The organism is Paenibacillus foliorum (assembly GCF_013141765.1).
Classification (GTDB): domain Bacteria; phylum Bacillota; class Bacilli; order Paenibacillales; family NBRC-103111; genus Paenibacillus_S; species Paenibacillus_S foliorum.
In genome coordinates this window covers 168,276-181,303 of the sequence record NZ_WHOD01000070.1, presented here as the reverse complement: position 1 = coordinate 181,303, position 13,028 = coordinate 168,276, and the positions used below count along the sequence as shown (strand labels likewise).

Genomic DNA, 13,028 nt, shown 5'->3' with positions numbered 1-13,028 from the left:
GCGGTGATTCAATGCGAAGAGCTCGTCAAAATTTACAAAACCGATGAAATAGAGGTTGTTGCATTAAAAGGCCTTAACATCTCTATTGCCGATGGCGAAATGATGGCGATCATTGGTAACAGCGGCAGTGGTAAATCAACGCTCCTTAACATCTTAGGCGGTCTCGACCGTCCTTCGGCCGGTCAGGTGCAGGTCGGAGAATGGAATTTGCTTAAGATTAGTGACGAAGAGCTTGTACAGTATAAACGCAAAACTGTCGGCTTTATTTGGCAGAATAACGCGCGTAATTTAGTGCCTTATTTATCAGCCTTGGAAAATGTTGAAATGCCAATGATGCTGAGCGGTCAGTATGACCGGGCATATGCAAAGCAGCTGCTTGAATGGGTCGGGCTTAAGGAACGTATGGGCAACAAGCTGCAGCAGTTGTCAGGCGGGGAGCAGCAGCGTGTAGCTATTGCCATTTCACTGGCCAATAAGCCATCGCTCCTACTGGCGGATGAGCCAACGGGTTCTGTCGATACCAAAACATCCGATATGATTATGGATATTTTTCGTAAGCTAAACCAAGAGCTTGGCGTCACTATTGTAATTGTTACCCATGATATGACGCTTGCCAGTAAAGTGGATCGTGTCGTAGCAATACGCGACGGTATGACTAGCACCGAATTTATCAAACGCAATCCTAATTTGGATCACATAGAAGAGGGAGGCTCTGCTGGATCGCATACGGATACCATTCAAGAAGCACATGAGGAATATGTGGTATTAGACCGCGCCGGGAGAATGCAAATTCCGAGAGCTTACCTACAAGCACTCAAAATTGATAATAAAGCTTCTATGGAATTTGATGGAGAAAAAATCATAATACGCCCACCTAAAGCATTATAGTACTATTTTTATACGGATTTAAGAATGATATATTTGGAGGAGTGCTGGAATGAAATCACGTATTAAGAAAGTCATGCTATTATCCATATGTACGAGTCTTACCTTACCTTTATTGGCTGCATGCAGCAAAACGCAGAGCGGTGACGGCAAGACGGAGAAAGTGCTTCGAATTGCGACAAGCTTCGGTTATGGTGATGATGAATATTTTCGCCAGCAGTTTACAGAGGTTTTTGAGTTTGCCAATCCAACAATCAAGCTGGAGATGATTCCCACGATGGATGAAAGCTTCCGCTACGGAAGACAGGATCCTAATGCGAAGCCTGTTGATCCAATGGTCAAACTTAAGGAAGTTATGCAGGGTGCCAATCCGCCGGATGTCGTGATGGTTGGCTATGATCAGCTTGGTGAATTGATCGGAGGCAATCTGTTGACGCAACTGGATCCTATGATCACTAAGGATAAATTCGATACTTCGGATATGGTTCCAGCCGTAATTGACGGATTAAAGAAGATGGGCGATGGCAAGCTGTATGCGATGGCACCCAACTTTAGCTCTTCAGCCCTTATCTACAATAAAAGAATGTTTGACGAAGCTGGCGTAGCTTATCCCAAAGATAAAATGACTTGGGATGAAACCTTCGATTTAGCTAAACGGTTGACGAAGGGAGAAGGAGAAAATCGCAAATACGGCTTCTCCTTTTCCAACCAATCTATGGGGGATATGTTCTACTCGATGCAAATGTATACAGCCCCCTTGCAGCTGAGTATGTTTGATGAGAAGGCCGAGCGTATGACCGTTGACACTGACCAATGGGAAAAAATTTGGAAAAAGATGTACCAGCTTTCGCAGGATAAAGTAACACCTTCGCAACAGGAGCCGGCTATGATGAAAAGCCGTGCTATGAGCAGCGCAAGCGGTGAGAGCTTCAATCCGTTCCAATATGACGATTTTCTGTCAAGCCGTGTGGCCATGTCGATAATTAATTACGGGCAAATCAGTCAAATCAACAATGCCAATAAAAACGCGCAAAATGTTAAAGGTTTTACACCAATCGATTGGGATGTTGTAACTTTACCTGTTCATCCTGAAGCACCGGACATTGGCGGGCAAATCGGAATGAATGGGATTATGGGAATAAACTCCAAAGCTCAAAATATCGAGGATGCTTGGAAGTTCATTAAATTTATTAATGGCGAAGACTGGGCCCGTCTTAAGTCAAACAGCTCCTACCAGATCGTTACACGTAAAAAGTACATCAAACCTAAGGACGGTATTCAATTCCACATCGAAGCTTTCACAACGCTAACACCGGCTCCTCAACCGGATAACAAGATTTATCGTGAGAATCGAAATTTATACCAGGTGCAAGATATTGGACGACGTTTGTTTAACGATGTAACCCAAGGAAAAATTCAAGTTCGGGATGCGTTAAAAAAATGGCAAACCGACGGTGATGCAATGCTGCAGGAGATCAAGAATAATCCCAATGGACCCATAAATGGAGGAAGAGGGTAAACAACAACATGAGAACTAAGAAGAAAGCAACCATGGTACTATTATTAGCAGCTGCATTGAGCTGCAGCAGTGTTGTTACGGCATTCGCCGCTGACAGCTCTTCAGCTTCGTCCTCAAATGGCAATTCATCCGGAACCTTTTCGACAGGAAGTGCTCCTTCGCTCGGGACTGTACCGTTGAACGGCGGCAGTTATTTTGAACTTAAGAATGTGATTATGCTTAGCGAACAGAAAGGCAAGACCGTTACTTTTACTGTAAACGTCCATAATGAAAGCAGTACGGATCTACTCTTCATTGATTATTGGGTTCATGTGAGGACGAAGTCCGGAAATCAAATATCGGTTCGAGTACTACCTCAGGATAAAGACAAAAATAAGATATCAGCCAAATCGGAACAGGATATTAACTTCTATGCGTCTCTTAATGAGACTACAGAACTGAATGATCTTGTATTTGAATTCATTAAATGGGACTTCAGCCAGCCTAATTTCGAACGAATGATAGGCGATATTGCTGTACCTAACAATTATTCTACAGTGACACCCGCAGAAGAGTCGCATGCAATTAATATGACGGGAACAGATGTGAAGACATCCATAAAAAAAGTGCTTCTGACCAAAAATGAGAAGAACTATTCACCTACGGTCATCTTAAATATGGAGAATATCGGAAACCGTACGGCTAAGCTCCCTGGCTATCAATACTTGCTGCGAACTGCGGAAGGGTATATGTATCCGCTGGATGCCAAGAAAAATAAAGATTTGACCATCAATCCTCAAGTCAAGGAAGAAGTAGAGCTATCCGGCTCCGTACCGATTGCTGTGAGCACGGAAGGCTGGCAGCTTGTAATTGTTCAAGAATCAACAGAATTAAAACTCAATTTGCCGATTGCTTATTTTCAGCTGCCGCCTGTTTCGGCCACTGATACAATAGCAACAGGAATTGAGTATAATTTTTCGAACAAGAAGGGTACCTACACAACCAAGCTGAACTCGTTCCAACGCTTACCTTGGGAGGATCAGGACATTTTGGCGGCGAATATTACTTTGATGAATAAGGGCGTTGAGGCGCTCCCTCTTCCTGACATAGCCGGTTATTACATGCTGGATGATGCAGTAAAGGTGGAAGCCAAGCTGATCAAGACAGACAAAACTATTGGGCTTGCCAAAGGGGCTTCGGCAAATTTTCAATTCATTGGTAAAATGCCTTACACCTATGAATTTACAACAGTAAAGCTGGTGCTTGAGGAGAAAACAAGTGAAACGGAGAAGGAGGAGCTACTGGAGTTTGCACATAGCTCCGAACTGCTCAATATCCCTTATCACAATGTAGGAGAAACCTACAAAATGACAGGTGTAGGCCGCAACGCGAGCTACAGTGTAAGAAGTATCAAAACCTATTCAGGAGATACGGCTGATATTTTCACTGTGCAGCTTGAAGCTACGAACTTGGAGAAACGCTTCACGGATATATCCAAGCTGGTTGCTCAATTCAAAACGACAGATGGTACGGTCTATCCTGCAGCCATATCTGAGATTAAGAAAAAGATCGGCCCTAACGCCTCATCCTTGCTATTTTTATCCGGAACACTTCCTAAGGGCTTCCCATCATCTAATGTGCATTTAATGATTGGTGAAGCTGTAACAGAGGATAAATTCACGGAGAAGGAAGCAGTAGCTGATGCCTATGTTAATGCTGCGGCCTTTTGGCTGCCTAACGAGGAACTGACGGTTCAAAATGATTTGATGAATATAGATTTATTGCCATATAAATTCTCAATGAATCATATTAATACATGGTTGCTGCAAGGTCAGCTGAAGCTAACCTTTAACTATGAGCTAACCAAAAATCTGTTGATGGAATCTAATACAGAAGGCCGCAAGCTGATAATTGGATTAGAGGATGAAAACGGCAATAAAACCTTCAGCAGAGAATTTGATTTTAAAGATTTTGATAGTAGTGCCGCTACCGTAGATAGTTCAGGCGATGATGTTAATATTACCAAGCTGACTCTGGGCAAGCATGACGGTGTTAAAATTATTGAACGTGACCAAGATCTTATATTTAAATTAGAAACACTAAAAACATACAAGCTCAGCATTTACGACTCGTTCCAGGGTCAGAAAAAGCTGCTAGCAACTAAAAAAATCGATTGGTTTTCAACAACGGACTAATAAATAAAATTCACACAATATAACTGCCCTGTCAAAGAATGCCTAGAGCATGACCCTGACAGGGCATTTTTTGTGATATTATTACTGGTCCCATTTATGTACATTTGGTTAATTTTTCTAAAATATATTGACAGTTTTTTCTAAAAACTTTAATGTTATTATCGTTAACAACAATCTTAACGATCATAATGCACAAAATTGAGGGGATTGCTATGAAACCATCGCATCAATCATTTTCCGGCTTAAAGCAACGCGAGAGCGACCATATGTCACTGTCTTTTGAAAACGAAGGGTTCAGTCCATTGGTAGGAAGAATTTTTGCATATTTGCTTTTTGCAGCGGAACCGGTCAGTCTTCAGGAAATGGCAAATCAACTCGGTGTCACTAAAGCCGCAATCAGCGTACAAGTGAGAACGCTTGAAAAGCATTTAATGTGCCAAAAGCTGCCCACAAGCAGCGATCGCAAGGATTATTATTACATATCGGAAGATTTCAGCATGACGGCAGTTCAGAACAGCATTATTAAGATGAGGCGCGTCTTACAGCAAATTGAGTCGACTTTACTTCTGTTTAATAGCTTGGAGGATATTGAACAACCAGAGCAACGATCACACGACATATCGAAACGAAGATTTGTCGAGATGCAGGAGCTGTACCAGATGTTTTTGAACCGTTTGGATGGCTTAGAAGAGGAGTGGAACGAAAGAAGAGCAAGGTTATTTCCGCCAATTGAATAAAATTTTCCACTTTTCAATAAAAATTGAAGGGGTAGCCAAAAAAAGCTTCGTCTAAAAAGTCAGCAAAAGTAATGGAGGAGTAGAGAGATGAATAAGTTAACTGAGTTTTCGATGAAAAACGTCGCAGCTGTTATCATTTTGATTCTGCTGCTGTTTGGAGGCGGAACCTATGCAGCGACCACGCTCAAGATGGAAAGTATGCCGGACATTACGTTCCCGGTTGTCATCGTTACGACCCAATATACAGCGCCGCCTAAAGATGTGCTGGAGGACGTAACAAAGCCGCTTGAAAAAGCGATTGCCAGTTTGGAAGGGATTAAGAAATTATCGTCTAATTCAAGTGACAACTTTTCGCAGGTGATTATTGAGCTCGAGCAAGACAAGAAGCCTGATGATGTAAAAAAAGATGTTGAAAGCTTGATATCCAACGTTAAGCTGCCGCAAAGCTCCGAGAAGCCCAAAGTGGCTACTATGGGTTTTGCATCTGAGCCGGTCTATTATTTGTCGGCTTATGCTAACAACGGGATGAACCAGAATGATCTCGATAAGGTATATAAGGATGTTATTTTACCAGGCTTTAATAGCATCAAGGGAATTGACCATGTAGATTCCATCGGGAATCAGGAAGCAGTACTAACTTTAAAGCTCGATGCTAACTCAATTAACAACTATGATCTTACACCGGCGCAGGTTGCCAACAGTATAAAAGCCGCATTGATGTCCAGTCCAACAGGATCCGTTGATTTTAGCGGAAATACACAGATGGTTCGTGTAAAAACGGAGCTTAACACGATTTACAATTTGGAAAATATGAAGATCAGCGCACCATCAGGCGACACTTTACTTCTGAAGCAGTTTGCTAAAATAGAAGCGATTCAAGAATCAACCTTTATTTCAAGGTTGGATGGCAAGCCGGCGATTGGCATTCATTTATTTAAAACGAAAAATGCTAATGCCGTACAATTTGCCGATGATGCTGACCGTTTAATGGCACAATGGAAGATAGATTATCCTAATATCACTTTCCATACCATTTACAACTCTGCCGTCGACGTTAAAGATTCGGTTCGCGGGATGTTACAGGAAGGATCGCTCGGAGCTATTCTGGCTTCCGTTATGATTTTACTTTTTTTAAGAAATATTCGAATGACTTTGATCGTGTTGGTCTCTATTCCCTTATCTATTTTAACAACGCTATTGTTAATGGCTCCACTTAATATTTCCTTAAACATTATGACCTTGGGCGGCATGGCGATTGCTGTAGGTCGGGTCGTAGACGATAGTATTGTTGTTATTGAGAATATATACAGCCAGCTGCTCAAAGCGCAGGATCGCAATGAATCTGTCATCAAGCTAGCGACAAAGCAGGTGGCCTCAGCGATTACATCGTCTACTATTACAACGGTAGGTGTATTCGCGCCAATTGCGATGGTAAGCGGTGTGCTCGGAGAAGTGTTCCGGCCGTTCGCGATCACTTTGGTTTGTGCCTTGATGTCTTCATTGATTGTGGCTTTAACCGTAATTCCTATGCTAGCTAAGCTGTTGGTAATGAACAGCAAAAAAATCCCGCATCACGATGAAAATCATGTAGGGAAAATGGCATTAACTTATAAAAAAGCGTTGCACTGGTCGCTTAGAAACCGGATTAAAACACTGCTGCTTGCACTTCTCATGTTTATAATCACGATAGTCGTTACCATTCCTAATTTGGCGGTAGGCTTTATGCCGGAGAGCGAAGCAGATAAATTAATGCAGGTTACTATCAAGATGCCTCGTGAAACCAAATTGGAAACGATGGATGCAAAGGTAAAAGAAGTTGAAGCTATGATGCGAGATTTAAAGGATCCTGCTGGGAAACCAACCTTTGTATATATTGAATCATTGACTGGATACAATGGCGGTTCAGATCGAATTCCATACCGTACTCAGTTCTTTTCGGAGGTTTCCAAAGCATCAGATGCTAAGCAGGTTGTTAAAGATTTAAAAGTAATGATCGAATATGCAGTTCCAAAAAGTGCCGAGGTAGAAGTAATGCTGCTTTCTGGAGGCCCTCCATCTGGAGGAGCAGATTTCTCTTACGCCTTAAAAGGTGAGGACCTTAACCTATTAAAACTAGGTGCGCAAGCAGTAAGAGAGAAAATGAAAGAGTTCCCTGAGCTGATTGACATTAAAGACAGTCTCAGTGAATCCAAGACGGAAGTGGAAATTACGGTTGATCAGAATAAAGCTAGAATGTATGGCTTAAGCTCACCTCAAATCATGGAAACCGTGCGTAGTTGGTTGGCTGAAGAAGAAATCGGAGACCTGAAGTTCGATAATATTACTTACGAAACCAAGGTAATGCTGGACTCCCGGTTTAAAGATTCCCTTGAAAAGGTGGGTCAGTTCACGATTAAAACGGCGACTGGCTTGACGATATCCATTAACGATATTGCAAAAATACGCCAAATCGATGCGCCAGTTGCTATTGGTCGTGAAGCTCAAGAGCAGATCGTCAGTGTAACAGCCAAAATTGATAATCCCGATAAGGGGGGCATCAGTCAGAAGGTAGGAGATGCACTGAAAACTATAGAGCTTCCTGCTGGCGTACGTACTGAGGTAAAAGGGGTAACGGACGATATTCAGAAGAGCTTTGGTGAGATGTTTATTGCCATGGGAGCATCCATTTTTATCGTGTATCTAGTTATGGTGCTTGCATTTGGTAATGCGAGCGCGCCATTCGCGATATTATTCTCGCTTCCTCTTGCCGCAATCGGTGGCTTGTTCGGGCTTTTATTCACCGGAGAATCGATTAACATCACATCCTTGATCGGCTTCTTGATGCTTATAGGGGTTGTCGTAACGAATGCGATTGTACTTGTAGACCGTGTACAGCAGCTGCGTGAAGCTAATTACAGCGTACGCGATGCTTTAGTGGAAGCAGGAATGACTCGTCTAAGACCGATCATAATGACGGCTGGTGCTACCGTTCTAGCCCTTACACCACTAGGACTTGGGTTGTCCAAAGGTACTATCATTTCGAAGGGCTTGGCAGTTGTAGTTATCGGTGGCTTGACCACTTCAACATTCCTTACTTTGCTTGTTGTACCGATTGTATATGAATTAATTGAGGGATTAAAACGCAGAGCAGGACGGCTATTCAACAAGAAGAAACTAGTAGATACGGATTCTGCATCCCAATCTACCCCAGCTACACACTAATAACTATTAGGGATATAAGGAAAAGGAGAATCGGCAAATGAACTTGAAACTCATGAAATCAGTAAAACATAGCACGAAAGTGGTGGGAGCCGTTGCCTTGAGCGCAGCTCTACTAGCAGGCTGCACCAGTCCAGCTGCCAAACCCCAACCCAATGCTGCGGAAGTAGCCTTAAAAGTAGTAAAGGTAGATAAGGTTTCTAAGAAGACAATAGGAGATCCACAGGAGCAAGTTGCGGACGTTGTTTCTTCAATCTCCATGGACATAGTAACGAAAGTGAATGGCGATGTGCTGGAAATTTATAAGAAGCGCGGAGATACCGTACAGAAGGGCGAAATTATAGTAAAGTTAGACCCTACTGATGTGGCTTTACAAAAGCAAAGAGGTGTCCTCGGAGTAAAAAGTGCCTCACAGCAATTGACAAAAGCCAAGGAAGATTTGGCCAACTCCAAGGTTGATTTCCAAAATGCAGTGACCAAAACAGAGACGGCTGTCAAAGACGCGGATAAGAGTTATAGCAAAGCGCGCAATGATTATGATTTGGGGCTTATTACTAAATTCCAATTGGATCAAATTGAAACGCAGTTTAACAATATCAAGTTAGATTTGGAAAGCGCCAAAAATAAGCTGAACACCTTGGAGACAACTAATTCCTTATCCCAACTGGAAACTCAAATGGAGTCCTCTAACCTTTCGGTTCGCGAGGCCGATCGTACGTTAGACAATCTGGAGCTTAAAGCACCCGTTAGTGGTGTGTTAACTGAGCTCCCTATTGAGGTAGGTATGAGTTTGTCCGGTGGGTTTAGAGCTGCTCAAGTTCAACAATTAGACCCTATTAAAATTAAAGCCGAATTAACTGAAACGTCTGCTGCACTCGTTCGCGGCAAGAACGAGCTTAGCTTTTATATTCCCGGCAGTTCAGAAAAGCTCAAAGGACAGGTCAGCTATTTAGCGAATGTCATGAGCACTCAATCTAAATCTTATTCACTGGAGCTGCAAGTACCCAATGCTGATACGAAGCTTAAACCAGGCACTAAGGTTCAGCTTTTATTGACCGAAGAGAAGGATGAAGTGGTCGTTACAGTACCAACGCTTAGTGTGGTGCGAGAAGGCGGGGATACTTTCGTATTCGTGCTTGTAGGCGATATTGCGGAGAAGCGCAAGGTACAGCTTGGACGCTTGAATGAAACGAATCAGGAGGTGCTCTCCGGGGTTAAGGAAGGGGAGCAGCTAATCATATCGGGTCAGAATCAGCTGAAAGACAAAGAAAAGGTACAATTAGCGAAATAATTTCTACTAACTGGAGGAGAAACAAGTGAAAATAAATTGGAAAAAGACAGTAACGTCTGTAGTTTTATCTGCCTCACTCATGACATCAAGCTATGCAGCCATTGCAGCAGAACCGGTAGACACGTCTGCTGAAGTGCTAGCAAGTGCAAATTATCAACTGAATGATATTTTGAGCGTGGAGCTTAAGAGTGTTTTGAATGAGCATGTACTGGGAGGAACAAGAATTGGCGTTATTGTAAGAATGAAGAATAATGGTACGTCGATCTCTCGCGTACCGGAATATGAAGTACGTGTAAAAACGAATGAAGGCGTTGAATATACTTTGCAAGCAAGCGCCTCGAATCCAAAGTCAATACAGCCTAAGACTAATACAGAGCTAAGTTACCTGAGTGATATTGATCGTACGGATTCAGTGACCCTATCTGAGGTGAACTGGACTGATGTAGACTATTATGTATATCCGAAGAAAGAAACCTTAATGCTAGCGGTGCCCATTAGTGGCGAAGCTTGGAAGGGCAGTGATATGCCGATTACGAATCCAGCAGCTGTAAAGAAGTGGGGCGAATCGTTTACGGTTCCATCCTTGCTTTCGCCCCTTCAATATCAGCCGGTAAGCATTGAGAAGGAAGTGACGGATAAGGGAACGGTTCAAGTCGTTCAATTGCTCGTAACAAATCCGACTCAACAGCGCGAAACAATGCCTGAATTTGTAATTGATGGTAAGACGGATAGCCAATCCTACTCCGGTAAAAAAATTGAACAAGACCAGATTATCCTTGAGGCTAATGAGCAAAAATATGTTCACTATGCTGTTCCCACGGATAATGACACGGTATTGTCCAGCATCAATGTACTGACACCCGAACAGTTCTCGCAATCGAATGGCGGTCAGGGGGGACAGCCCGATACAGTCAAGTACAATGTAGGTAGATTGAACATTCTTCTGCCTAATGCTTCGGCATCCGCTGTTTATTCATCTTATCAAATGGGCGAAACGATGAAGTTTGATGCATTGAGTCAGTTAATTCACCCAAATTTGAATGTTTCGGTAGTTGAATTTCATATGAATGATAATGAAGATGAAGGCTCCAAGAGTGTGACTGCTAAGTTCAGGCTCTTTAATAAGAGCGATCTGCCGATAGCTGTTCCTGTGTTTCAAACCGATCTGATAAGCTCAGATGGGTATACGTATACAGGTAACCGCCAAAGTATTACAACTCAGCGTATCTTGCCAAATTCTGGATTGGTTATCAACTATGCTTATACACTACCCTCTTCTGAAAAGGGTACCGGTTTAGTTATTAGAGTTAATGATACGCAAAAAGCAGCGCCATACAAAACATCAATCGCGGCTTATGGAATCAATCTGCAACAGATGGATACGAATGAGAAGTTTAGTGTGTATCCGTTTGATGCGAAAGTCAATTATTGGACGGTTTCACCCATGTATAACCGCAAAGGAGATTTGACTTATTCCTATAAAGCCAGATTTGATCTGGAAATGAAAAGAGTCGAGCAAATTCAGGTAGATGCAAGCTTCTCCAAGCTTCAGCTGGAGATTTACAATTCTACGAATAATCTGATAGGGACGCAGCAAATTAGCTTTATTGGCGCTAACCGTCTAATATCAGGTGAAAATAATATTATGCTTGACGCAACTTCGGATCAGCTGGAACGTCCGCTTACTATTAAGCTGTATGAAAGCTTCACGACACCTGCTGGGAACTCTAAACGGTTGCTCGGAGTGTTTACACAATAGTCTCTGCTCTTATCCGAAATTAATAGTCATCTAAGCAAAGAAGCCGGCCCTTGAGGGCCGGCTTCTTTGCTTAGATGACATGTAGTCTGAAGTCATATCACGAGTGCTTAGGATTGATTTAAACCTGCAAAGTAAATGTATTCAATGCCTGCCACAAACCATTATCTGACAGCATTAAAAGCTCTATACGGTCGATGGTACAGCCCATGTCCAAGGATTGAGGTCTAAGGCTGGCAAACACATCGTGAAGCTCGTCATCGTCCAGATCTTGAGCTATCGTCAAATGGGGTGTGAAGGCGTAAGGTTTGTTCGTTTCTTCCAGAACACCGCTGCATACGATGTTGTATAAAGCTTTCATGGGTTCTGGGTCAGTTAAAGCCAAGTAGATTACATTGCTAACCGGAAAGAAGGTGGAAAACCGGTTGAAATGAAGCTTTAGAGGCTTAATGGTTGCCGTAACATGCTCCAAATGATTGATCACATTATTCAATTGTTCTTCTGTCCAGTCCTCACGTGCACGAAGTGTCAAATGTGGATCGATCACTGAAAATTGTGGGTCATATCTTCTTCGGTAATGATTCGCAAATTCTTTGATTTCATCTGGCGGAAAGACTGCTATTCCATATACCATACGGATCACCTCCTGAACAAAATGCCCTAACGGGCTTAAACCGAGATGAAAATACATAAGCCTTAGTACTCATTCGAATCGAAAGCACGTGCTGATTTTTCATCATACATGGATCATGTATTAACGTAAGCATGTGCATATCTTATGTAATATTATACCTTTGATTAATCACCCATCCAAGAGGGGATTTAATACGGGATTAATAATATCTTTGTTTAGCTTTATGATTCTAGATAAATTTGTGCGTTTTTTAATAAAAGAAGACTCCTTCTCATATAAGGAGTCTTCTTTTTGGTTATGCTAACCATATGCCCCATAAGCAGTAAAAACATTTTATAAAGTGGAGTGAAGTCTTATGAATTGGATTTATTGGGTCAAATTATACGAGAGTAAGTTTCAAGCTGGGTGCTTGGCTAAAAGGATGGAAGAGGATTGGTGGATTTACGGCTACGAATGCCCCAGAGAGGTTGAAGTATTCCGTTCGAAAAAGGGTCGTTTTGGCGTACGATATTTTGTTTAAATGGATGTGAAAATTTTTCCTTGACTTTTCTTTTTCATCTGTTGTACAATAAGTCTCGTCGCTAAGACAGGCTAACCAACCAACTAACGCGGGGTGGAGCAGCCCGGTAGCTCGTCGGGCTCATAACCCGAAGGCCGCAGGTTCAAATCCTGCCCCCGCAACCAATTCATCAAGGGCCCTTAGCTCAGTTGGTTAGAGCGGTCGGCTCATAACCGATTGGTCGGGGGTTCGAGTCCCTCAGGGCCCATAACCCCAAATCCCTTGAACTATTAATTGTATGGACTTATCCTATACAAACGTGAAGTTTTGACAGC

9 protein-coding genes and 2 tRNA genes are annotated in these 13,028 nt (G+C 42.6%); 10 read left to right on the top strand and 1 reads right to left on the bottom strand.

The features are described from left to right. Positions 1-3 precede the first annotated feature (3 nt). The 7 genes from GC093_RS19455 (at position 4) to GC093_RS19425 (ending at position 11,563) form a co-directional block, all read left to right on the top strand. Positions 4-888, top strand: a complete 885-nt coding sequence (locus GC093_RS19455; protein ID WP_171653543.1) for an ABC transporter ATP-binding protein — start codon at positions 4-6, stop codon at positions 886-888. A 49-nt stretch (positions 889-937) separates the two neighbouring features. Then, a complete protein-coding gene (locus GC093_RS19450) occupies positions 938-2,404 on the top strand; it encodes an ABC transporter substrate-binding protein (RefSeq protein ID WP_171653542.1) in 1,467 nt (488 codons plus the stop codon). An 8-nt stretch (positions 2,405-2,412) separates the two neighbouring features. Beyond that, positions 2,413-4,578 (top strand): hypothetical protein, encoded by a 2,166-nt coding sequence (locus tag GC093_RS19445; protein ID WP_171653541.1) that lies wholly within the window; start codon positions 2,413-2,415, stop codon positions 4,576-4,578. Positions 4,579-4,790: 212 nt separating this feature from the next. Beyond that, a complete protein-coding gene (locus tag GC093_RS19440) occupies positions 4,791-5,315 on the top strand; it encodes a GbsR/MarR family transcriptional regulator (protein ID WP_171653540.1) in 525 nt (174 codons plus the stop codon). An 87-nt stretch (positions 5,316-5,402) separates the two neighbouring features. Next, a complete protein-coding gene (locus GC093_RS19435) occupies positions 5,403-8,516 on the top strand; it encodes an efflux RND transporter permease subunit (protein WP_171653539.1) in 3,114 nt (1,037 codons plus the stop codon). 37 nt (positions 8,517-8,553) lie between these two features. Further along, positions 8,554-9,804 (top strand): efflux RND transporter periplasmic adaptor subunit, encoded by a 1,251-nt coding sequence (locus GC093_RS19430; protein WP_171653538.1) that lies wholly within the window; start codon positions 8,554-8,556, stop codon positions 9,802-9,804. Positions 9,805-9,829: 25 nt separating this feature from the next. Then, complete coding sequence (locus GC093_RS19425; RefSeq protein ID WP_312886567.1) at positions 9,830-11,563, top strand: hypothetical protein; 1,734 nt, start codon at positions 9,830-9,832, stop codon at positions 11,561-11,563. Positions 11,564-11,681: 118 nt separating this feature from the next. Here the strand turns inward: GC093_RS19425 and GC093_RS19420 are convergent, their stop codons facing one another. Next, positions 11,682-12,194 (bottom strand): 2'-5' RNA ligase family protein, encoded by a 513-nt coding sequence (locus tag GC093_RS19420; protein ID WP_171653537.1) that lies wholly within the window; start codon positions 12,192-12,194, stop codon positions 11,682-11,684. A gap of 355 nt (positions 12,195-12,549) precedes the next feature. Here GC093_RS19420 and GC093_RS19415 point away from each other — a divergent pair, with 355 nt between their 5' ends. The 3 genes from GC093_RS19415 (at position 12,550) to GC093_RS19405 (ending at position 12,961) form a co-directional block, all read left to right on the top strand. Then, positions 12,550-12,714, top strand: a complete 165-nt coding sequence (locus GC093_RS19415; protein ID WP_171653536.1) for a hypothetical protein — start codon at positions 12,550-12,552, stop codon at positions 12,712-12,714. A gap of 87 nt (positions 12,715-12,801) precedes the next feature. Beyond that, positions 12,802-12,878, top strand: a tRNA-Met gene (locus GC093_RS19410). Positions 12,879-12,887: 9 nt separating this feature from the next. Next, positions 12,888-12,961, top strand: a tRNA-Ile gene (locus GC093_RS19405). The last annotated feature ends 67 nt before the right edge of the window (positions 12,962-13,028 follow it).

Bases quoted from the DNA above. Each gene is read 5' to 3' on its own strand.
- GC093_RS19430 (WP_171653538.1), top strand. From the start codon at position 8,554: ATGAACTTGAAACTCATGAAATCAGTAAAACATAGCACGAAAGTGGTG.
- GC093_RS19435 (WP_171653539.1), top strand. From the start codon at position 5,403: ATGAATAAGTTAACTGAGTTTTCGATGAAAAACGTCGCAGCTGTTATC.
- GC093_RS19450 (WP_171653542.1), top strand. From the start codon at position 938: ATGAAATCACGTATTAAGAAAGTCATGCTATTATCCATATGTACGAGT.
- GC093_RS19415 (WP_171653536.1), top strand. From the start codon at position 12,550: ATGAATTGGATTTATTGGGTCAAATTATACGAGAGTAAGTTTCAAGCT.
- GC093_RS19420 (WP_171653537.1), bottom strand. From the start codon at position 12,194: ATGGTATATGGAATAGCAGTCTTTCCGCCAGATGAAATCAAAGAATTT.
- GC093_RS19445 (WP_171653541.1), top strand. From the start codon at position 2,413: ATGAGAACTAAGAAGAAAGCAACCATGGTACTATTATTAGCAGCTGCA.
- GC093_RS19440 (WP_171653540.1), top strand. From the start codon at position 4,791: ATGAAACCATCGCATCAATCATTTTCCGGCTTAAAGCAACGCGAGAGC.